Annotated in this window: 18 protein-coding genes; 5 read left to right on the top strand and 13 right to left on the bottom strand. The window is 40.4% G+C overall.

All coding sequences use genetic code 11. From position 1 onward, the window contains the following. Positions 1-2: 2 nt before the first annotated feature. From Q4597_RS01200 to Q4597_RS01190, 3 genes are all read left to right on the top strand, one after another. On the top strand, positions 3-740 hold the full coding sequence (locus Q4597_RS01200; RefSeq protein ID WP_289037244.1) for a GDSL-type esterase/lipase family protein: 738 nt from the start codon (positions 3-5) through the stop codon (positions 738-740). A gap of 59 nt (positions 741-799) precedes the next feature. Continuing rightward, positions 800-1,462, top strand: a complete 663-nt coding sequence (locus tag Q4597_RS01195) for a hypothetical protein (protein WP_215913743.1) — start codon at positions 800-802, stop codon at positions 1,460-1,462. Between the two features lie 125 nt (positions 1,463-1,587). Beyond that, positions 1,588-3,324, top strand: coding sequence for an ABC transporter ATP-binding protein (locus Q4597_RS01190; protein ID WP_303404448.1), 1,737 nt, complete (start codon positions 1,588-1,590; stop codon positions 3,322-3,324). Here Q4597_RS01190 and Q4597_RS01185 read toward each other — a convergent pair. From Q4597_RS01185 to Q4597_RS01135, 11 genes are all read right to left on the bottom strand, one after another. Next, positions 3,321-3,650: a 2Fe-2S iron-sulfur cluster-binding protein gene (locus tag Q4597_RS01185; protein WP_215437608.1), complete on the bottom strand. Its 330-nt coding sequence runs from the start codon at positions 3,648-3,650 to the stop codon at positions 3,321-3,323. The two genes, Q4597_RS01190 and Q4597_RS01185, sit on opposite strands and share 4 nt — an antisense overlap. A 26-nt stretch (positions 3,651-3,676) precedes the next feature. Further along, the gene (locus Q4597_RS01180) at positions 3,677-4,735 is read right to left on the bottom strand and encodes an NAD(P)/FAD-dependent oxidoreductase (protein ID WP_303404447.1); all 1,059 of its coding nucleotides are present in this window, start codon (positions 4,733-4,735) and stop codon (positions 3,677-3,679) included. 70 nt (positions 4,736-4,805) lie between these two features. Next, positions 4,806-5,048, bottom strand: coding sequence for a NifU family protein (locus tag Q4597_RS01175; protein WP_303404803.1), 243 nt, complete (start codon positions 5,046-5,048; stop codon positions 4,806-4,808). Positions 5,049-5,079: 31 nt separating this feature from the next. Beyond that, positions 5,080-6,219 (bottom strand): Mrp/NBP35 family ATP-binding protein, encoded by a 1,140-nt coding sequence (locus Q4597_RS01170; RefSeq protein ID WP_303404446.1) that lies wholly within the window; start codon positions 6,217-6,219, stop codon positions 5,080-5,082. Positions 6,220-6,388: 169 nt separating this feature from the next. Continuing rightward, positions 6,389-7,051, bottom strand: coding sequence for an ABC transporter ATP-binding protein (locus Q4597_RS01165; RefSeq protein WP_289037240.1), 663 nt, complete (start codon positions 7,049-7,051; stop codon positions 6,389-6,391). A 29-nt stretch (positions 7,052-7,080) separates the two neighbouring features. Beyond that, a complete protein-coding gene (locus Q4597_RS01160; protein ID WP_303404445.1) occupies positions 7,081-9,480 on the bottom strand; it encodes an ABC transporter permease in 2,400 nt (799 codons plus the stop codon). Positions 9,481-9,514: 34 nt separating this feature from the next. After that, complete coding sequence (locus Q4597_RS01155; RefSeq protein WP_303404444.1) at positions 9,515-11,944, bottom strand: ABC transporter permease; 2,430 nt, start codon at positions 11,942-11,944, stop codon at positions 9,515-9,517. A gap of 30 nt (positions 11,945-11,974) precedes the next feature. Beyond that, complete coding sequence (locus Q4597_RS01150) at positions 11,975-14,410, bottom strand: ABC transporter permease (protein ID WP_303404443.1); 2,436 nt, start codon at positions 14,408-14,410, stop codon at positions 11,975-11,977. Positions 14,411-14,484: 74 nt separating this feature from the next. Further along, positions 14,485-15,180 (bottom strand): ABC transporter ATP-binding protein, encoded by a 696-nt coding sequence (locus Q4597_RS01145; protein WP_215437628.1) that lies wholly within the window; start codon positions 15,178-15,180, stop codon positions 14,485-14,487. Positions 15,181-15,244: 64 nt separating this feature from the next. Next, positions 15,245-16,495, bottom strand: coding sequence for an efflux RND transporter periplasmic adaptor subunit (locus tag Q4597_RS01140; protein WP_303404442.1), 1,251 nt, complete (start codon positions 16,493-16,495; stop codon positions 15,245-15,247). Positions 16,496-16,538: 43 nt separating this feature from the next. Beyond that, positions 16,539-17,852, bottom strand: coding sequence for a TolC family protein (locus Q4597_RS01135; RefSeq protein ID WP_303404441.1), 1,314 nt, complete (start codon positions 17,850-17,852; stop codon positions 16,539-16,541). A 249-nt stretch (positions 17,853-18,101) separates the two neighbouring features. On the opposite strand from Q4597_RS01135, the gene Q4597_RS01130 reads away from it, so the two are divergent. After that, positions 18,102-19,469 carry a sigma-54 dependent transcriptional regulator gene (locus Q4597_RS01130; protein WP_303404440.1) on the top strand — a complete coding sequence of 456 codons (1,368 nt, stop codon included), beginning with the start codon at positions 18,102-18,104 and terminating at the stop codon, positions 19,467-19,469. A 13-nt stretch (positions 19,470-19,482) separates the two neighbouring features. Further along, on the top strand, positions 19,483-20,829 hold the full coding sequence (locus tag Q4597_RS01125; RefSeq protein WP_303404439.1) for a PAS domain-containing sensor histidine kinase: 1,347 nt from the start codon (positions 19,483-19,485) through the stop codon (positions 20,827-20,829). A 10-nt stretch (positions 20,830-20,839) separates the two neighbouring features. Here Q4597_RS01125 and Q4597_RS01120 read toward each other — a convergent pair whose 3' ends face one another. Beyond that, positions 20,840-21,175: an MGMT family protein gene (locus tag Q4597_RS01120; protein WP_215437643.1), complete on the bottom strand. Its 336-nt coding sequence runs from the start codon at positions 21,173-21,175 to the stop codon at positions 20,840-20,842. Then, on the bottom strand, positions 21,175-21,804 hold the full coding sequence (locus Q4597_RS01115; RefSeq protein WP_215913755.1) for a LysE family transporter: 630 nt from the start codon (positions 21,802-21,804) through the stop codon (positions 21,175-21,177). The genes Q4597_RS01120 and Q4597_RS01115 overlap by 1 nt, the downstream gene beginning before the upstream one ends.

Genomic DNA, 21,804 nt, shown 5'->3' with positions numbered 1-21,804 from the left:
CGATGATGAAAAGAAGACAGTTCATTAATAGAACGGCACTGGCAGTTGTAGGTACTAGCCTAATGGGGTGCTTTGATAACTCCAAATTTCAATTAAAGAAAAACCAGGTTGTGGGTTGTTTTGGCGATAGCATTACGTACGCGGGCGGGCATGGTTATGTTGAAATGCTTCAGGAAAAATTCAATCTAGAAAAACCGGAACTCAATATTACGTTTATCAACTTTGGGAAGAGTAGTGAAACCGTAAGCGGACTTACAGAACAGGATCATCCCGGCCCTAGGCCATACCTTTTTGAACGATTGGATGAGATTTTGGACAAAAACTCTATTGATGTGGCCCTTTTCTGCTATGGTATTAATGACGGTATTTACGGAAAACCTTCCGATGAACTGTTCAGAAGCTTTAAAATAGGCGTTTATTCTTTTCTTGAAAAAATGCGTCAAAGGGATATCAAGACCATTTTACTCACACCTCCGCCCTTGGCCAAGTCCAGTGAAAAAAATGAAAATGCAATGTCCTATAGTTATAAAAATCCCTATCCTAAATATGATGCGGAAGTGCTTGAAAAGTTTACCGATATCATTTTAGAAATGCAGCATCCTTACGCCAATGCCGAGATAAATATTAGGAAACCGCTCTTTGCAAGTCAAAAGGAGTGTTATGGCAAAGACCCTATACATCCTAATAAAACAGGACATAGATTGATTGCCGATACGATTTTTAGTAATTTATCGTTTTAACATTGCCTTAAGCCCCTATGGCAGGGTATTTGTTATCTTTATCTTGCATTTTTTATACAATGATCAAAAAATATTCGGTACTGGTATTGGCTGCACTGCTGTTTTCCCTTACGGGGATGGCCCAGACGGATATTCCTCAAAAGAAAGACCTTAAGATTGATGCCGCCAATAAGATTGATGATAACGCCAAGCCTGATCAAGGCACTTCGTTAAAAATACCATCCGTGGTGGATGACCAGCCTCAGGTAGATTTTGATATTGCAAAACGCAACCCTGTAAAGATGATCGATGACCGCGAACTGGTTCAGGCCGGGGCAGGTATGAAAATAGACCCAAAAGTAGGGCCAAGACAACCCAAGGAAGGTTCTAAACAGCACTTTGCAGATATGTATTTGGGCGATGTAAAAAACAACGGGAAGTTTGTGGGTATCGTTTGTCGTGATCACGAATTTGTAGATGGGGATCGTGTAAAAATATATGTTAACGGTGATGTGGCCGACCCTAATATTCTTTTGACCGGCTCTTTTAAAGGTGTGAACGTTGACTTAAAAGAAGGTTTTAACCGTATAGATTTTGAGGCCCTTAATGTGGGTTCTTCTCCTCCTAACACCGCACAAATCAACGTTTATGATGATAAGGGAGAGCTTATCTATGCGAATAAATGGTTGCTCTCCGAAGGTTCTAAAGCTACTTTGATCGTTACAAAGGAAGCGGAAGATTAAATTTTCTAGATTACGCTGTGTATTCTCAATATTCGCTAGTGGTTTAGCTTTATGATTTAGATAACTTTCTTAAAAAGCAAAGTCACTGTTTTTACCGTAACTTTGCCCTCTTCAAAACATCTTCCATGGCCGAAAAGAAAGTTAGTATCCTTACCGCATTTAAGACCATTATTTGGCCCAGACGAAATCTTGTGTTTATAGGTCTTGTTCTTATTGTAATAAGTAAGGCAGCAAGTTTTGTTGCACCTATGTCCCTTAAATATTTAATGGACGATATTATACCCAATAAAGATCTGGATTTTTTAAAATTACTTGTTGGTGCTGTTGCCTTAGCAATCTTGGTACAAGCGGTAACCTCATTTTTATTGACTAAAATCTTAAGTGTGCAGGCGCAGTTTCTAATTTCTGAGCTTAGGGCTCAAGTGCAGAAAAAGGTACTCTCGTTACCTATAAGCTTTTTTGATAATGCAAAATCCGGAGCTTTGGTTTCCCGTATTATGAGCGATGTGGAAGGGGTCCGTAATCTTATCGGTACTGGGTTGGTCCAACTTGTTGGCGGAACCATTACCGCTGTAGTTTCACTTATATTGTTATTGCGGATCAGTTGGACGATGACGGTGTTCACCTTGGTGCCTCTTGCCATATTTGCTATTATAGCGTTAAAGGCTTTTAAGATTATAAGACCCATTTTTAGAAATAGAGGAAAAATAAATGCCGAGGTCACGGGTAGACTTACGGAAACCTTGGGTGGCGTTCGCGTAATCAAGGGTTTTAATGCGGAAGAGCAAGAGAATAAAATTTTTGAAAAGGGAGTAGACCGGCTTTTTCAAAATGTAAAAAAGAGTTTGACCGCCACTGCTTTTATGACCAGTTCTTCAACCTTTCTTTTAGGGATTGCCACTACGGGTATTATGGGTATAGGAGGTTATAAAATAATGATGGATGAGCTTACCATTGGTGAGTTTTTAACCTTTACCTTTTTGTTAGGGTTGATGATAGCTCCTATTGTTCAAATGAGCAATATTGGTAGTCAGTTGACCGAAGCACTGGCCGGATTGGACCGTACGGAAGAACTTATGAATATGATCCCCGAGTCAGATGAGGAAAACCGAACGATTGTTCTAGATGAGATTAAAGGGGATATTGTTTTTGATGATGTTTCGTTTGCCTATGAGGAAGATAAGGAGGTGTTGCACAACATTAACTTTGAGGTGAAATCCGGAAACGTAGTCGCTTTAGTAGGGAGTTCTGGTTCGGGAAAATCTACCATTGCAGGATTGGCAGCTACTTTTTTAAACCCTCAGTCGGGAAGGATTACTATAGACGGTAAGGACGTCTCTAAAGTAAACCTAAATAGTTTTAGACAACATTTAGGGGTGGTTTTGCAGGACGATTTTCTGTTTGAGGGAACCATACGGGAGAATATTCTGTTTCCTAGACCAAATGCTTCTGAAGAGCAATTGCAACAGGCGGTTGAAGCTGCTTATGTAAATGAGTTTACAGATAGGTTTGAAGATGGACTCGACACTTTGATAGGGGAGCGCGGTGTTAAGCTTTCCGGGGGGCAACGCCAACGTATTGCGATTGCAAGGGCCGTTTTGGCCGACCCTAAAATTTTAATTCTAGATGAGGCTACATCTAATTTGGATACAGAAAGCGAAGCCTTGATTCAAAAGAGTTTAGCAGCTTTAACGGTAGGGCGTACCACTTTTGTAATAGCGCACAGGTTAAGTACCATCCGAAAAGCGAATCAGATTTTAGTTATTGAAAATGGTAGAATTGCCGAAGAAGGTACCCACGACGAGCTAGTTTCAAAAGAAGGTAGGTACTACAACTTGTTTACCTACCAGGCAAGAATCTAACTTTCAGGAGCCAGTTCAACTTCTAGACCGTCTAAATCTGGGGTCATATGAATTTGGCATCCCAAACGGCTGTTATCCTTAACGTCAAAAGCTTCGGCCAACATGGCATCTTCATCATCGGACTTTTCAGGAAGTTCATGATCGGATTCTACATAGCATTGGCAAGAAGCACACATGGCCATACCACCGCAGATTCCAATAGTTCCTTCAGGGGCCAATTCGTACGAACGTACGACTTCCATAAGGTTCATGTTCATATCGGTTGGGGCGTCTACCTCATGGGTTACACCATCACGGTCGGTTATTTTTATTTTTATGTCGGACATTAATATTCTTGAATTATAAACTTTTACTAATCAATGGATTTTACAACCGCCTTTGGCGCCTCTTTTTTACTTCCGTCAAAACCGGTTACGCCGCCTACGGTCGTATATTTCATTACATATTTTTTATCCGGGTAAATACGCTGGTACGCACTTTGGCACATTAATGTTGCTTCATGAAAACCACAGAGAATCAATTTTAATTTCCCTGGATAGGTGTTAACATCGCCTATGGCATATATTCCCGGTACGTTAGTCTGATAATCGAACGTATCTACTTTTATGGCATTTTTTTCAATATCAAGGCCCCAATCTGCAATGGGTCCCAATTTGGGAGAAAGACCAAAAAGCGGCACAAAATTATCAACTTCTAAGGTAACATCCTCATTAGGATTTGTTGTTTTTCTAATGGAAACGGCCTCTAGGGTTTCCTCGCCTTTAAGAGCAACGATTTCAGCAGGGGTAATTAGGTTTATTTTACCTTGGTTCTTGAGGTTTTGCACTTTCTCTACGGAATCTAATGCACCTCTAAACTCGTTTCTGCGGTGTACCAAAGTAACTTCTGAGGCTACATCGGCTAAAAATATACTCCAATCCAGAGCGGAATCTCCTCCTCCTGCAATTACCACTTTCTTATTTCGGTAAACCTCAGGATCCTTAATGATATAGGCAACACCATTGTCCTCGTACTTCTGGAGGTTTTCAAGAAGTGGCTTGCGAGGTTCAAAACTACCCAAGCCTCCAGCAATGGCTACAATAGGAGCGTGGTGTTTGGTTCCTTTATTGGTCGTCACAATAAAAGTGCCGTCCTCTAATTTTTCTATGGTCTGTGCTCTTTCGCCTAAAGTAAAACCAGGCTCAAAAGGTTTTATTTGTTCCATTAAATTGTTCACCAAGTCGCCCGCTAATACCTCGGGGAAACCAGGAATGTCATAAATGGGCTTTTTGGGATAGATTTCGGAACATTGGCCCCCGGCTTGTGGTAGTGCATCAATTAAATGGCACTTGAGCTGTAATAGGCCTGCCTCAAAAACGGCAAAAAGCCCTGTTGGGCCAGCTCCAATAATCAATAAGTCTGTTTTGATCATTGAGTTTTACATTAAAGGTCAGACAAAATTAGGGTTAAAACGTCTGTAAGAATATGACTAAAATCAGGATTTAGGCTACAATATTTATGACCTCTTCAATTTGTGGAGCGTACTTTTTTATGGTCATTTCCACACCGCTTTTTAGGGTCATTTGATTAACGCTACATCCAACACATGCGCCCTCTAACCTTACCTTTACAGAATTTTCGTTATCAATAGAGATCAAAGAAATATCACCTCCATCACTCTGTAGAAAAGGACGAATCTCCTCTAGGGCTTTTTCAACATTCTGTTTTAATTTTTCGGATGTCATATTTTCGGATGTCATATTTTCGGATGTCATATTATTTTTTCTTAACGACAGAACAGCCTGCCATAGTTGTTATCTTAATTGCCTCGGTAGGGGGAAGACTTTTGTTTCTGCCCACAACCTCTTGCACTACATTTTTTGTAACCTCTTCAAAAGCTTCTTCAACCGGTGTGGCCGTTTGCAAGGCCGCTGGTCTTCCCACGTCACCCGCTTCGCGAATGCTCTGAACCAATGGAATTTCTCCTAAGAAAGGTACGTTTAAATCTTCAGACAGATTTTTTGCTCCTTCCTTACCAAAAATATAGTACTTATTGTCAGGAAGCTCATCAGGTGTAAAATAAGCCATATTTTCCACTATTCCCAATACGGGAACATTTATGGACTCCTGTTGGAACATGGCCACCCCTTTTCTAGCGTCCGCCAAGGCAACGTTCTGAGGTGTACTTACCACCACGGCCCCAGTTACGGGCATTGCTTGCATAATGCTTAGGTGAATGTCTCCTGTTCCCGGAGGAAGGTCAATCAGCATAAAATCCAGTTCACCCCAATGCGCATCAAAAATCATTTGGTTCAAGGCTTTTGCAGCCATGGGACCACGCCAAATAACCGCTTGGTTGGGCTGGGTAAAGAACCCGATAGATAATAGCTTTACGCCATAATTCTCAATCGGTTTCATTTTTGATTTTCCACCAACGTTGACCGCTAATGGTTTTTCCAAGGGAACGTCAAACATAATAGGCATGGACGGTCCGTAGATATCCGCATCTAAAACACCAACTTTAAAACCCATTTTTGCAAGGGTTACCGCCAAGTTTGCAGTAACTGTAGATTTACCTACACCACCTTTTCCGGAAGCTACCGCAATAATGTTTTGAATGCCGGGCAATGGTTTGCCCTTAATTTCATTGGTCTTGGGTTTTGCCGGAGCATCTACCTTTATGTTGACTTTTATCTTTGCTTTCTCATATACCTCTCGGTGTATGATTTTTAAGATTTCTACTTCGGTCTTTTTTCTGGCCTGTAGACTGGGATTGCCAATGGTTATATCAACTTCAACCTCGTCGCCAAAAATCTGTATATTTTTAACCGCACCGCTTTCTACCATATTCTGTCCCTCACCGGGTACGGTAATGTTCTCTAGTGCCTTTAAAACTGCTTTTTTATCAATCTTCATTATATAAAATCATTCTAAAGAACAAAGATACGGCATAAGGGCAAGAAACTAAAGCGTTTGCATTGAAATGTAATATGGGCAGATAGGTATTGGTTATGGAGGTTTAGTTTCGCACAATATTCTATAAAACTGGGCCTCAACTTAGGCTGATTTTTTTTGATAAACGGGCTTACACCATCCTCCCATCCAATAAATTAATGATGCGCTTACCATAAGCGGCATTTTTTTCTGAATGTGTTACTTGAATAATGGTTACCCCTTCATCATTAAGCTGTTTAAAAAGTTGCATAATTTCTTCTCCTTGCTGAGAATTCAAGTTACCTGTGGGTTCATCGGCAAGAATAAGTTTTGGATTTGATATTAATGCCCTTGCCACGCCCACCACTTGCTGTTGGCCGCCACTTAATTGTGAGGGAAACAGGTTCTTTTTGCCTACAATATTAAAACGGTCCAACATATCGGCTACCATGGCCTTACGTTCAGAACTGGAGTGTTTTTTATATAATAAAGGCATTTCCAGATTTTCGTAGACGGTTAATTCATCAATTAAATGATAAGACTGAAATACAAAACCGATGTACTCCTTATACAAATTGGCTCTATGCTTTTCTTTAAGTTGATGTACGGATTCATCAAGAAAATTATATTCACCTTCATTAAAATCATCTAACATTCCTATGACGTTCAGTAAAGTGGATTTTCCAGACCCAGAGGGCCCCATAATAGAAATAAACTCTCCTTCTTCTACTTGTAGATTGATGTCTTTCAGCAAGAAGACTCTTTGCCCACCTTGTTGAACCCATTTAAAAATATGGTTTAGTTGAAGTAACATGTGTTCGTTCTTTTATTAGTATCTCCTATTTATTCCATTCTTAGACTTTTGACCGGATTTGAATTGGCCGCTTTTATGGCTTGAAAACTTACCGTGAGAATGGTTATGGCAAGAGCGCCTACTATGGCCAAGAGAAAAATCCACCATTCAAGTATTACCCTGTAGGGGTAGTCTTGCAGCCAGCCATTCATAATATAGTATGAGATTGGAACGGCAATGAAACAAGAAATGGTCACTAGTTTTAGAAAGTCTTTGGATAACATGTTCCAAACGTTGAAAACCGAAGCTCCCAAAACTTTTCGTACCCCTATTTCTTTTTTACGCTGTTCCGCTACAAAGGAAGTGAGTCCGAACAGCCCTAAACAGCTAATTAAAATGGCCAGTGCTGTAAAAATGGCCGAAAGTGTTCCAATACGCTCTTCTGCGGCGAATTTCTCGCCATATTCAGAATCTACAAAATCATATTGAAAGGGGATGTCCGGAAAATGGGACTTAAATATATTTTCAATAGTAGAAATGTTTTCATTAGCGCTATTGTCAGGATTTAACCGTAAATTGTAAAAGCTGGCATTACCATGTTTGTCATAGGCATAAATACCTTGTTTTACGGGTTCGTAAGGAGACTGCGCAATCATATCCTGTACCACGCCAATTATTTTTAGGGGAGGAAAGGGGTCTTCAACATCATCGTCTTTTATAAATTTCCCAACAGGATCCGTAAGCCCCATATACTTTACGGCCGTTTCATTAATAAGCACCGCATTTGAATCTGTGGCGAATTCCCTTGAAAAGTCCCTTCCTTCAAGAATTTTTAGGTTTAAGGATTTGGCATATTCAGGGCTAACATCCGTCCACGCTATATCTTCTTGGAAGCCTTCGGGTTTTCCTTCCCAAATAAAACCGCCTCGGTTAGACCATATTTGGGTAGTTGGAGCGCTTGAAGAAGACATCTCCATTACCGCACCGGATGTTAAAAATTCACTTCGCATTAAATCATATTTACCTTCAAAATCCTGGCTCATTGTTGGTATTTGTACCAAACCTTCTTTATCATAACCAACGGGGCGATCCTTTGCGTAATTAATCTGCTGCATTACGATAACGGTACCTATGATAAATGCAACGGACACTGTAAACTGTAGTATTACCAATATTTTGCGGGGCAGCCCTGCGTATTTACCCGTTGTCATCGTTCCTTTTAGAACATCTACCGGTTTAAAAGAGGATAGATAGAGTGCCGGATAGCTGCCTGCCAGTAAAGAGGTGAATAGGATAAAAGCGAATGAAATTGCCCAAAACAGACTGTCTTTCCAAGGGAAGGCTATTTCTTTTTTTGCCAGATCGTTAAATCCTTCCAAAGAAAGAAGCACGATCAGTATGGCCAAACAAAATGCGAATAAAACTACTAAAAATGATTCGCTCAAAAACTGATAAATCAACTGGTTGCGTTGTGAGCCTATTGATTTTCTAATGCCTACTTCTTTGGCTCTTTTTTCGGAACGGGCCGTGCTTAAGTTCATAAAGTTAATACAGGCCAAAAGCAGTACAAAGCCACCAATAATGCCAAATAACCATACGTATTTAATGCGCCCGCCTACTTGTTTTCCATTCTCAAAACTGCTCCTTAGGTACCAATCTTTCATGGGTAGCAAGAATAGCTGTGGGTTGAACTCTGCGGTATCTTCGTTAAGATTCTTTTTAACGTCTTTTATGGTGGCAGAAACCTGTTCCATACTGGTGTTGTCCGCAAGCTGAACAAACATCTGAAACGAGTTGTTTCCCCATTGGTCCTCTGCATTTTGGATCCATTCAAAAATAGTCAGGTACTTTTCCCATGGCATGATATACTCCAAATCATTAAATGAATTGTTCATGGGTATGTCTTCAAACACTGCGGTAACTTCCATATCATACTGACTATTGGCCCTCACCACTTTACCGATAGGGTTTTCTTCTCCAAAGAGGGCTTGTGCAACAGACTCGGAAAGCATAATTGAGTTAATTTTTCGTAATCCGTTTTTTTCGCCTTTAAGAATAGTAAGACCAAGAAGTTCCGGAGCCTCCTCTTGCATAAAATTTCCTGTTTTGGAAAGGCTTTTGTCCTCATAATTGAGATAGACGGAGTTGTTCCAGGAAGCCATGGCCAGATGTTTAAAATTGTCCATGTAACCATTTCTGAGGCCCATTTCCAATGGGCGAGGTATGGCCGGACCACTACCTGTATTTCCGTTAAGGGTCTGGGATTGAAAAACCTGCGCAATACGTTCTTTTTTACTGAAATAGTTATTATGCGAGAGTTCATCGTGCACCCAGAGACCTATAATTAGGGTAACGGCCATTCCTAATGCCAACCCGCCAATGTTGATAGCAGAATAGCCTTTGTTCTTCAGAAGGTTTCGCCAGGCGATTTTTAAATAGTTTTTGAACATGATTGTTGTTTTTTGATTGGATTGATGTTTTTGCTTATTCCGTTCGTAAGCTCTTTACCGGATTGGCTACAGCAGATTTTAGGCTTTGCATGCCCACGGTCAACAATGTTATAATGAGGGAGAAACCGCCACTGACCAAAAATACCCACCATTCAATTTCAATTCTATACGTAAAACCCTCTAGCCATCTAGACATGAAATAGTAGGCAATAGGTGAAGCAATTAGAAATGCAATCAATACTAGCGTTACAAAATCGCGAGTTAATAGTTGCACTACCGATCGTACGCTTGCTCCAAGTACCTTACGAATACCGATTTCTTTTTTCTTCTGTTCCGTAACGTAAGAAATAAGCCCAAAAAGTCCTAAACAACTTATGAAGATAGCCAGCACGGTAAAAGCTACGGAGATAAAGCCAAGCCGCTTTTCCTCATCATAGAGTCTTTCTACCTCTTTGTCTACAAACCTATAATCAAAAGGAACGTTACTTACGGTAGATTTCCACTGGCCTTCCAGTTGGGTGAGTAGTTCACTATAATTATTGGTCTTTGTTTTTAAAAACAACCAATTTGGTGCCGTTTCCTTATGAAGAAACAGGGGCTCAATTTCTTCCCTTAGGGATGCAAAATGGTAGTCTGCCACAACACCAATAATTCGCATTTCAAAAGTATCCTCTCCGGAACCCTGCATGAGTGATGAGCTTAAGGCATTTTCTTGTTTAATATTGAAAGCCCTTAAGGTGGCCTCGTTCACAATAATTTGGTCTACGGTATCCGCTTCCGTAAAATCGCGTCCCTCCAAAAAAGGAATGCCCATGGTTCTAAAATATCCGTCGCTTACGCCGTTACGATTTACAACTGTTCTGTTCTCGCTGTTTCCTCCGGGAAGATAACATCCATTATCAGCCAATATAATTTCAGAGGGAGCATAATTTCCACTAGATACATCAGTTACTCCGGGAATATTCAAAAATGCAGATTTTAAGGACTCAAATTTACTAGACGCGTCATCCGTGCCTATCCGTAGGGCAATTAAATTGTCTTTCGTATAGCCAAGGTCTTTTTCCTGAGTAAACCTAAATTGTTGGGAAATGATAATTACTGTAGCTACCAAGCCAATGGAAACCACAAATTGGAATACGACCAACGCTTTTCTTAGAGTACCGTTTCCGGATTGCATTATAGTTCCGCCCTTGAGGGCATTTACGGGTTTTATTGAGGATAGAATAATAGCAGGATAGATGCCGGCAGCCAAACCTGTACCTATTCCCAGCGCCAAAAGAACCAATATTAACTTCCATTGATAAAGATTCAAATAGGTAAGGGATTCCTGGGTAAGCTCATTTACCAATGGCAGTAACAAAATTACGATAGGTATACTGATCAGTATGGCGAAAAGTGATAAGAGTAACGATTCGCCCAAAAATTGCCTCATTAGGGCATTTTTTCCTGCACCAACTACTTTTCGTACCCCTATTTCGCGGGCGCGTCTGCTTGCTCTTGCCGTGCTGAGATTAATAAAGTTTATGCAGGCTACCAGTTGAATAAAAAACGCAAGGCTCAAAAGAAAATACAGGTATGTAATGCTCGAAACCTTGTCTAATTGGTTTTTACGGCCATTGGAACGTAAATGAATATCCGTAACCTTTTTTAATTCCAAGGCCTTACTGCTCATTCCTGCATCAGCAAGGTCCTTGGTGGCCCTATCCTCAATAAATCCGGGCATTTTAGCTTGAAATTGGGCAATATTACCGTTAGCGGATAATTTTACATAGCTATGCACAAAATTATTGGTGGCAAAACTCTCAAAAGTTTGCACAAAAGTTCCCATGCCCGGGGTGCTCATACTTACCATGTAGTTGGGATTCAGATGGGATTTATTCGCTTTTTCATCAAAAACGCCCTTAACGGTCAAGATGAGGGCATCTTCTCCGGTGCCCCAAACTATGGTCTTGCCCATAGCATTTTGGTTTCCGAACAGTTTGTGTTTTAAATAGGAAGAAAGTACTACCGCATTGGGTTCGTTTAGCGAGGTAAGCTTATTGCCCTCAATAAATTCAAAATCAAAAACTTTAAAAAAAGTGGAATCGGCCATATAAACCCGTGGCTCGTAATAGGCATCCTTACTTTCCGAAGCACGAATTAAAGTGCTATAAAAAACATCGGTAAGAACAACACGCGTTGCTTCATCTACCTCGGCAAAATCTTCTCTAAGGGCAAAAGCTATAGGAGGAGATGAGGTTGAACTTTCATAGTTTTCTTGCTCATTTCGCTCTATTATCGTCTCTACACGGTAAATTGTATCCGCTTCATTGTGGTGCTGGTCATATCCAAACTGAGCAAAGACATACAATAGAATAGTAAGACAGCTCACGGTACCTAAAGTAAGCCCTAGCAAATTTATGATGGTCTGCTGTTTGTTCTTCAGTAGGTTTCTCCAAGCTATTTTTATATAGTTCTTTAACATGGTTTTCTTTTTTTTGTTTGATGGATGTTTTTACTCTGCATGCAAACTTTTTACGGGGTTTGCTAGGGCTGCCTTAATACTTTGATAGCTTACAGTGATTACGGATATGAGAACGGCCAAAAATGCCGCCAGACCAAATATCCACCATGGAATATTTATGCGGTAGGAAAAATCTTCCAACCATCTGTTCATAGCATACCAGCCTAACGGCAGGGCTACCAGGATCGCAAGTCCGACCAATTTTAAAAAGTCTATAGTTAAGGCATAAGCAACCTGCCCAACACTGGCGCCCAAAACCTTCCGAACCCCTATTTCCTTGGTGCGTTTTTGAGCATTGAAGGCTGCAAGGCCAAAGAGTCCCAGGCAGGCAATTAAAAGGGAGAGTACCGTAAATATGATAAAGATATTGCCTAACCTTTGTTCACTGGCATAAGTATCATTAAAGGCATCTTCCATAAAATAATAATCAAATGGCTCACCGGGTACGATAGTATTCCAGACCCCTTCAATTTGAGCAATTGCATTGGCAAAATCGCCAGGCTTAATTTTTACTGCCATGGCATAAGCCTCATCTCCCAAGTGCAAGCTTACGGCATCGATATCTTCTTTTAGTGAAGCTATATGGAAATCCTTTAATACCCCAACAACGGTATAATACGTTGGAGCATCAGAATCAAAATCTGGTGTATAGCGCTTGCCTATAGCCTCTTGCGGACTCAAATTCATTATTCTTGTAGCCGTTTCGTTTAAAATGATGGACGTAGAGTCATTACCATAGGACCTATCAAAATCTCGGCCTGCCACGAATTCAAAATCCATAGTGGAAACATAATCGTAATCAACGTCCCAGGTTTGCATATTAATGGAAGATTCCACACTGGTTTCACCTGAATCAGGAAGAAAAGTGGTATCACTACGGGACGAGGGAGTAGGAAAATAACTGCTCAACGTAGCATTTTCAACAAAACTCAATTGTTTCACCTGTTCTTTGAGCGACGATACCTTGTCTCCTGCCGCATACACGTCATTTACGATCAGGACCTGGTCTTTTGAGAAGCCCAAATCTTTGCCTTGTATATACTTTAGTTGTTGATATACCGCCAAGGTACTAACAATTAAAAAAACCGAAATGGCGAATTGAAATACGACAAGGGAATTTCTAATTTTACCGCTCTCAACACTATTTCCGTTACCTCCTTTCAATACCGTTGCAGGCATAAATCGCGACATAAAAAAAGCAGGGTAACTTCCTGAAAATAATCCTAAGACAACAACGGAAGCCAACAAAATCAACCAAAAAACGGGATTTTGAAAAGGTATTGAAATATTTTTATCGGCAAGGGTATTAAAATAAGGCAAGGCTACAAGGGCCAAAACCAAGGCTAAGCCCAAAGCCAAAAAAGATACCAATCCCGATTCTACCAAAAACTGGCGTACTAGGTCCCTTTTATTGGATCCCAAGGTCTTTCTAACCCCGACCTCCTTTGCCCTTTTTAGTGAATGGGCGGTAGAGAGGTTCATAAAATTGACACTGGCCAAGACCAAAAGAAAAACAGCTATAAAAGAAAGGATATATATGCTCTGTATGTCGTTGTTCGCACTCATTTCCGCCACCCTATGAGATTTTAAATGGATATCGGTCAAAGGAATGGTGCTAAAGATTAAATGATTGCCGGCCGCCTTAAATTGCGCTTCCGTTATGCCCGGCATAAATTGTTGAACACCAGGAATAACATATTTGCCCAAAAAGCCGCGCAACTGTTCTTGAATATCGTCTGCATTGACCGTGGGGATCAACTTAATGAAGGTTTGGTAATTGTTACTGCCCCAATTGCCCACTACGGCATCTTCATATCCGGCCATCGCCTCAAAAACGGTGTACCCTTTCAAAAAGGAATTTTGCGGAAAATCTTCGATAACCCCAACAACGGTATAGTTTTCCTCATTGTTAAGCACCATATTTTGCCCCACCGCATTGGTGACCGGAAAGTGCTTTATAGCGGCCGTTCTGGTCAAGACCAAGGTATTCGGGTCTTTTAAAGCTGTATTTACATCCCCCGCCAACAGCTCTACGCCGAACATTTCAAAAAAAGAGGGGTCTACATGGGTGGTATGTTCTTCCTTTACGTTTGCCAAATCATCGGCCTTGCGCACAAGGGCGCTACCACGGGTTCTAAAGCGTGTTACTACCTCAATTTCAGAAAAGTCGGATTTGAGGGCTTCAGCCATAGGGGCAGGAGTAACGGCGAATTGACGCTCGTCCCCACCAAATTTTATATTATTGTTTACACGGTGGATCCGTTCGGCATCAGGAAACATTTTATCATAGCTCAATTCCTCATAGATGTACAACGAAATGAGCAGTGCACCGGCCATACCAATGGCAAGACCAAATATGTTCAACGAAGTGAAAAATGGTTGTTTGTTAAGGCTTCTCCATGCTATTTTAAGGTATGTTCTGAACATGATTTTCGTCTTTACAATTGGTTGTCCTTGATTAGGGGACCTTTTGAATTACTTTGATTGATGAATAAACTCCTTTACATAATGGCACCAATAGCCCTGTTCTGGCTTTCGGTAACAATTTGACCATCAAATAGATTTACAACTCTATGAGCGTAATGCGAATCTCTATCGGAATGCGTTACCATTACAATAGTGGTTCCTTCTTGATTAAGTTCCGTTAATAGGTTCATGACTTCAATACCGTTTTTGGAATCCAAGTTTCCAGTAGGCTCATCGGCAAGAATCAATTTAGGGTTGGTTACTACCGCTCTTGAAATGGCCACACGTTGCTGTTGACCACCGGAAAGTTGTTGTGGAAAGTGCTTCTCCCTGTGTGCAATTTTCATACGCTCCAAAACCTCACGTACTTTTTGTTTTCGTTCCGCTTTACCCATCTTTAGATAAATTAGGGGCAGTTCTACGTTTTCATAAACGGTTAGCTCATCAATAAGGTTAAAACTCTGGAATACAAAGCCTAAATTTCCCTTTCTTAGTTCTGTGCGTTGGCGTTCCTTAAGGCGACTTACCTCATGACCAGCAAATTCATAGGAGCCTTCGTTTGGGCTGTCTAGCATGCCTATAATGTTAAGAAGTGTAGATTTTCCGCAGCCGGAGGGCCCCATAATGGCAACGAATTCGCCTTCTTCAACTTTAAGGTTTACGTTGTTCAGGGCCAAGGTCTCTACCTCTTCGGTCTTGAAACTCTTTTTAAGATTTTTTATCTGTATCATTTTTAGTTTGATTTTAGTTGTTGTTATAAAGATGACGCTTTGTGTGTGTAGTGACAGTTTGATGCTATTTTAGAACTATTTTTTCGGCTTCGCCAAAAGAGTCATAGTTACTGGTTATCACTTTCTCACCGGCTTGGAGGCCTTCAATGACTTCGTAATATTTTGAATTCTGTTTTCCTATTTTAATATTGCGTTTTATGGCTTCTCCGCCATCCGGGGAAACTACGAACAGCCACTGCCCACCAGTACTTTGGAAAAAGCTTCCTTTAGGTAATAACAAGGCGTCACTAGATTCTCCCAATTGCAATTTAATGTTGTAGCTCTGTCCGGTACGGATGGTTACAGGTTTCTCTTCCGTAAAGACCAAGTCTACTTTAAACCTACCGTTGCGTACCTCGGGATATACCTTTCGTACCCGCAGCGGAAATTGCTTGCCGTTGCGTTCCAAAACGGCCACTAAGTCTCTTTTTACCCGGTCAATATAGTGTTCATCTATATTCGCCTCAATTTTATAATCCGTAAGTACGTTTACCTGTCCAATACGTTGTCCTTGAGTTATATTTTGGCCTATTTCTGCATCAAGAAAACCTAGTTGACCGTCTGCCGGTGCACGTACGTTCAGGTGGTCTAGCCGCTGATAGACCATACCCAGTGTTTTCTGCATTCGGTTAAGGTCCGCTTCCAGAACGGGCAAGGAGGTTTTTCTAAGCTGGTCATCGTTTTCGGTCTGTACTTTTATGATATCGTACTGTTTTTGAGAAAGTTCGTAGTTTTCTTTTGCGGTAAGATAGGCTTCCTTGGATATGAGTTCCTCGGCGAACAGGGCTTCGTTTTGTTCAAAATTTCGTTTTAATCGTTGTAATTCCGTGGCTGCGGTAGCCAAAGACCTTCGCCCTTCAACTTGTCTTGAATCAAAAGTTAACTTCGTAGAGCGTAGATCGTTTTGCTTCAGGGCCAGCCCACTTTCGCTTTGTAGTATTTGCTCGTACAGGTTAATATTATCCAGTTTTAGGATTATATCCCCTTTCTTGACGATAGCGCCCTCTTCAATTAGCTTTTCACTAACCCGGCCCCCTTCATAGGCATCCATGTAAATGGTGGCAATTGGAGCCACATTGCCGCTAATGGTAATGTAATCATCAAACTTACCATTGGTTATTGAGGCTATGGAGAGTTTTTCCTTATCAGTCCGAAAAGTAGAGACGGAGCTGGCGAAAAGCAGTTGATAACCCACAAAAAGCAGTAGTATTGCCAGTGCAATGTAGCCGTAATGTTTGGGGCGTAATCCTTTTTTCTTTTCTAGTTGTATATCCATTGTGCTATATAATTGTCGTTTTTAGCTAGTCTTTATTTATTCTTTATTCAATATCAAAAACCGGTAGGCCTCGGTAAAACTCCAAAGTGCTTTGATTGATTTCCGACCTGAGCCTTACCTGCAGGTTTTCATTTTGGGCACTGGCAAACAAGTTTTTGGCAGTAAATAATTCCAAGGCATTAATAAGGCCTTTTTCATACCGCTTTTGTGCAATGGTAAAAGCCAGTTCCTGCGCTTGTACTTTTTGTGCGCTCTGCTCGCGCTCAACCTCTAGGGATTGATATTCCTGTACCAATTGTTGAATGGTCTGGTAGACGAGTTGTTCCTGTACCTTTAAATTGTTTTCGGCTCGTAATTTTTCAATTTTCTGTTGTTTGATACGGGAACGAGCGGCCCATCCATTACTGATGGGTACGCTTAAACTTACCCCTATAAACTGCGATGTATTATCTCGGAACTGGTCCCTAAAAGGAACGGTAACACCAAGTGAATCTCTTGTGGTCTCAAAATATCCGGTTGAAATTCCTGAGAATAAAGATAGTGACGGGTATAAGGAACCTCTTTCTATGGCCAGTTGCTTTTTGGCAGCTTTTACCCGTAACTCTTGGGCCTTGAGCATGGGCATAAATTCTTTTGCTTCGGCATATATACTGTCCGATTGTACATTGGGCGAATTTTCGGGTTCCATAGTATGGTTTAGACCGTCTTGTACCTCTATTTCACTGTTTCCTTCTAGATTCATTTCTTGTATCAGTTGAAGCTTAGCCGCGGCCAATTGGTTTTTACTTTGTGTAAGGTTCAGTTTGTCCGTAAGTAATAACGATTCGGCCTCGTACAGGTCGGCTCCGGCTTTGAGTCCTAATTCTATTTGTTTGGCAACCAGATCGTAATTGGATTGGGATACCGTCATCTGTTCTTTTGATATGGCTACTAATCCTTTAAAAAATCTAATATCGTAAAAAGCCTGCATTACTCTAAAGGCCAGTAAGTAACGTTGCTGTAGATTTTCTTCTTGAGTAGCTTTGTACAGAAGTTTGGTAGCCTTTATGTTATTCATTTTCTGAAATCCCCTGAAAAGGTCAACAGAACCTTCTAGCGTGTAACGGTTGGAGAAAAAATCTGTAGTAACCACATCATTGGTAAAGGGATCGGTACTACGCCCAAAATTGATTACATAATTTCCGGAACCCGTAACCGTGGGCAAAAGGTTACGAATAGACTGTCTATAGGTCTCCTCATTGGAATTGGTGTTAAAAGAATAATCTTTCAATTGCAGGTTGTTTTCCAAAGCATAGGCCACACAGGCATCTAAGGTCCACGAATCTTGGCCGGCTAGTTTGGCGGAGATTAGTAACAAAATCCAAATTAAGTATTTAAAAATAATGCTCATAATATATCAAGTGTGCCAAACTTAATACGATTCCCGTGCCAATATTACAAATAACTGAAAATCAACGTACTGTAAATTTGTATTTCGCTGTTGACGTTTTGGTTTGTAAAATATATGTACAGCAAGTGTCAAATTTTTAGACACTGTTAAAAATTTATAATATTGAAATTGTAGTTTTACTAGGTACCGTTTAGTTTACGGTAGAACAAGATTACTATGGTAGATGCAAAAATTTTGATTGTTGATGATAACAAGAGCGTTCTTAGCGCTCTTGAAATTTTGTTGCAATTTGAGTACAGCTCTATACAGACCATCTCAAATCCTAACCAGATAACGTCCTTCCCTAATCTTAATGAAATAGATATGGTGCTGTTGGACATGAATTTCTCGGCTGGGGTAAATACAGGAAATGAGGGGCTGTATTGGTTACGGGAGTTACAGAAAAAAGCCCCGCAGACTTCGGTTGTTATGATGACTGCCTATGGTGCGGTAGATTTGGCCGTAAAGGCTTTGAAAGAAGGTGCCTCTGATTTTATTTTAAAACCTTGGAACAATGATAAGTTATTGGCCACAGTAAAATCAGCGTATGAACTTAGAAAGTCCAAGAAAGAGGTTAAGGAGCTAAAACAGAAGGAAAGCCATTTAAAGCAGGTTATCAATCAAAATAAGAATTACATCATTGGCAATTCAAAAGCCTTGAACGCAGTGCTAAAATTGGTGTCTAAAGTTGCTAAAACCGATGTAAATGTTCTGGTTACAGGAGAAAATGGTACAGGAAAGGAGTTAATTGCCAGGGAACTTCACAAGCTATCTAGCCGAAATAACGAAGTCTTTATTTCCGTGGATATGGGCTCCATTTCAGAAAACCTTTTTGAAAGCGAACTTTTTGGCCACACCAAAGGTTCTTTTACCGATGCCAAAGAGGATAGGGCAGGTAAGTTTGAAGCGGCAAATGAAGGAACTCTTTTTTTGGACGAAATAGGAAACCTCTCATTGCAGGCGCAAGCTAAACTGTTATCCGCCATTCAGAACAGGACCATTGTTCGGGTAGGTTCCAATAAAGCTATTCCAGTAGATATTAGGTTGATATGTGCTACGAACGAAGATTTGGATAAAATGGTAGCGGACGGTCTCTTTAGGGAGGATTTGCTCTACAGGATAAATACCATTAGAGTAGAGGTGCCGGCACTTAGGGAACGCGATCAGGATATTTTGGTCCTGGCGGATTTCTATTTGAAAAAATTTACTTCTAAATATGGTAAACCTGGACTTCGAATCAATCAAGCGGCGCAAGATAAATTAATGGGGTATGTTTGGCCAGGAAATATCAGGGAGCTTTTGCATACTATTGAAAGAGCCGTAATCCTATCGGAAGGGAACATACTAAAACCCGAAGATTTTTTACTGAGCAATAAATCTACGGTTGCCACAAATTTAAACGGTCCCAATACCTTGGAGGAAATGGAACTCTTAATGATCAACAGTGCTTTGGAGCAAAATGATGGTAACTACAGTGCGGCCGCAGAACAATTGGGGATTTCTAGGCAAACCTTGTACAACAAATTAAAGAAAATAGGGAAATAAGCACATTTAGCAAATGGTAAGTAAACACATTTATCTGCAATTAATTCTCCGTACGGTTCTCTTGTCCTTGACCGCATTGGCAGTAGGATTTTTGTTTTTTGGGGAAAAGTACATTTTGGTAGCTTTTGCCCTATGCTTGCTTGTAGTGCAGATTTATTCCCTTATTTACTATGTAAACCAGACCAACCGAAAAATAGCATATTTTTTTGATGCCATAAAGAATGAGGATTTTACTCTTCGGTTTCCAGAAAAGCTAAGCAGTAAATCACTAAAAGAACTGAACCATAGCCTTAATATGCTCAACGCTATGGTGCAAGATATTCACCTTAAAAAGCAGGCCCAGGAACAGTTTTATCAAGAAATTTTAAAACAGGCAGATATTGGGATTATGACTGTCAACCCCAAAGGGCATATTCTTTATGCAAATCCTACAATTGAAAAATTGCTGAACTATCACCCCTTGAACCATGTGAAACAATTAAAGCAAATAGACGAAAAATTGTACGCCAAGTTTCAAGATCTAAATCCGTTTGAAAGTAGTATTCATCAGTTGACCAATGAACGTGAAAAGAAGGAACTGGCCGTAAAAGCTACAGCAATGAACCTTGATGGCGAGCCTTTGCTATTGGTGGTGGTCCAGGATATACGTAAAGAACTGGACGAGAAGGAAACGGACTCTTGGGTGAAGTTAATACGGGTGCTTACGCACGAAATTATGAATACCATTACCCCCATAACCTCAATTTCGGAATCGATATTAAAATATTATAAAAAGGGAGAAAATTTACTGGCCATAGAGGAATTGCAAGAGCAACATTTACAGAGCACAGTTAAAGGGCTTGAAGTTATTAAGGGGCAAGGAAGCGACTTGATGAATTTTGTGCACTCTTACCGTAAATTTTTAAGTGTACCGGAACCTGATAGGGAATTGATACGTGCGCAGAACTTTTTGGAAAAGGTAAAGCTCTTATTGGGTAATAAGTCCGGAGTAGACCCTATTGAAATTTCAATTGCCATAGACCCGCAAGATTTGGAACTTTATATTGATGTAAAGCAGATTACTCAGGTATTGGTGAATTTGGGTAAAAATGCACAGCAGTCCATTGGTAATCAGCAAAACGGGAAAATTGATTTTATAGCCGGTATCAATAGAAAAGGAAAGAAGTTTGTGCAGGTGCGGGACAATGGCCCGGGAATTTCTGAAGACCTAGTAGAGGAAATCTTCGTTCCTTTTTTCACAACTAAAAATACGGGAACCGGTATAGGGTTAAGTTTGTCTAAGCAGATTATGCGCTTGCATAAGGGAACTATTCAAGTAATTTCCCGGGACCAAACTGTTTTTACACTCACTTTTGATTAAGGTAAGAACTTTAACCTAGCTCCTTAAAAGGATCCCAAAAATGCTTTTCAAAGTTGATGATTTGATTGTCAACTACGGTTATTCCTTCATTTTCCAAGAGCTGCTGCATAAGGTTAGTGCCATCAAAATGGTGTTTTCCTGTGAGTAAACCAATTTTGTTTACCACTCTATGGGCGGGTACATCTGGCATACTGCCGGCTCCGTTCATGGCCCAACCTACCATACGGGCACTACGGGCGGCACCTAAATATTTGGCAATTGCCCCATATGAGGTAACACGACCTTCTGGAATGAGCCGGGCCACTTCATATACTTTTTGGAAGAAATTTTTGTTATCAGGATTCATTAGCTAAATATAATTCTTAGAATGGTTATAATCAATAGAACCAACATAAGAGCACTAAGAATATAATTGCTGTTCTGCGAAAATCGATTTGATTTGTGCTCAAGCTTATTGAAGTAAACGGTATACATATAAAGTACGGTAAAAGTGCCCGAACCCGCCGCTAGAATAAATACAAGAATATCCCAAACTTGAAACTTGATCCACCCGGAAGCATTCCACATAATATTAAGTCCGCTATAATAGGGTATGGTCAATAGATTTAACGCTGCTAAAAGTACGCCCTTAAAAAAACTATTTTTTTTACTAACCTTTACCGCTTTTATCTTCTGTACTTTATTTCTCTTGGCGGCTACAAAAAAGTATACCATAAAAAAGGCAAAAACCACTACCGCAATTTTTAGAAGTATATCTACAACTTCTGGGTTTTTATGAAGGAATTTTGAGATGTAAACTGCTATAGTTGCCTGTAGAATAACCATTACGGCTACTCCCAAGCTAAAAATAATTCCGTTAAGTTTACCCTTTTCTACACTAACTTTTGCGGCATTCATGTTCAAAAGACCAGGAGGTACCGTGGCCATAAAAGCTGCCGAAAAAGTAGCAAAAAAAAGAATCAAAAGATGCTGCAT

The sequence above is a fragment of the Zobellia sp. 1_MG-2023 genome (assembly GCF_030549125.1).
Classification (GTDB): Bacteria; Bacteroidota; Bacteroidia; order Flavobacteriales; family Flavobacteriaceae; genus Zobellia; species Zobellia russellii.
Note: the sequence above shows the minus strand (reverse complement) of the source record. Positions and strands in the feature narration are given on the sequence as shown.

What these genes read in the sequence shown, in the direction of transcription:
- Q4597_RS01175 (WP_303404803.1), bottom strand. Translation starts at nt 5,048, where the DNA reads ATGACATCCGAAAAATTAAAACAGAATGTTGAAAAAGCCCTAGAGGAG.
- Q4597_RS01115 (WP_215913755.1), bottom strand. Translation starts at nt 21,804, where the DNA reads ATGCAGCATCTTTTGATTCTTTTTTTTGCTACTTTTTCGGCAGCTTTT.
- Q4597_RS01170 (WP_303404446.1), bottom strand. Translation starts at nt 6,219, where the DNA reads ATGAAGATTGATAAAAAAGCAGTTTTAAAGGCACTAGAGAACATTACC.
- Q4597_RS01140 (WP_303404442.1), bottom strand. Translation starts at nt 16,495, where the DNA reads ATGGATATACAACTAGAAAAGAAAAAAGGATTACGCCCCAAACATTAC.
- Q4597_RS01145 (WP_215437628.1), bottom strand. Translation starts at nt 15,180, where the DNA reads ATGATACAGATAAAAAATCTTAAAAAGAGTTTCAAGACCGAAGAGGTA.
- Q4597_RS01195 (WP_215913743.1), top strand. Translation starts at nt 800, where the DNA reads ATGATCAAAAAATATTCGGTACTGGTATTGGCTGCACTGCTGTTTTCC.
- Q4597_RS01155 (WP_303404444.1), bottom strand. Translation starts at nt 11,944, where the DNA reads ATGTTAAAGAACTATATAAAAATAGCTTGGAGAAACCTACTGAAGAAC.
- Q4597_RS01125 (WP_303404439.1), top strand. Translation starts at nt 19,483, where the DNA reads ATGGTAAGTAAACACATTTATCTGCAATTAATTCTCCGTACGGTTCTC.
- Q4597_RS01190 (WP_303404448.1), top strand. Translation starts at nt 1,588, where the DNA reads ATGGCCGAAAAGAAAGTTAGTATCCTTACCGCATTTAAGACCATTATT.
- Q4597_RS01130 (WP_303404440.1), top strand. Translation starts at nt 18,102, where the DNA reads ATGGTAGATGCAAAAATTTTGATTGTTGATGATAACAAGAGCGTTCTT.
- Q4597_RS01180 (WP_303404447.1), bottom strand. Translation starts at nt 4,735, where the DNA reads ATGATCAAAACAGACTTATTGATTATTGGAGCTGGCCCAACAGGGCTT.
- Q4597_RS01120 (WP_215437643.1), bottom strand. Translation starts at nt 21,175, where the DNA reads ATGAATCCTGATAACAAAAATTTCTTCCAAAAAGTATATGAAGTGGCC.
- Q4597_RS01165 (WP_289037240.1), bottom strand. Translation starts at nt 7,051, where the DNA reads ATGTTACTTCAACTAAACCATATTTTTAAATGGGTTCAACAAGGTGGG.
- Q4597_RS01150 (WP_303404443.1), bottom strand. Translation starts at nt 14,410, where the DNA reads ATGTTCAGAACATACCTTAAAATAGCATGGAGAAGCCTTAACAAACAA.
- Q4597_RS01185 (WP_215437608.1), bottom strand. Translation starts at nt 3,650, where the DNA reads ATGTCCGACATAAAAATAAAAATAACCGACCGTGATGGTGTAACCCAT.
- Q4597_RS01160 (WP_303404445.1), bottom strand. Translation starts at nt 9,480, where the DNA reads ATGTTCAAAAACTATTTAAAAATCGCCTGGCGAAACCTTCTGAAGAAC.
- Q4597_RS01200 (WP_289037244.1), top strand. Translation starts at nt 3, where the DNA reads ATGATGAAAAGAAGACAGTTCATTAATAGAACGGCACTGGCAGTTGTA.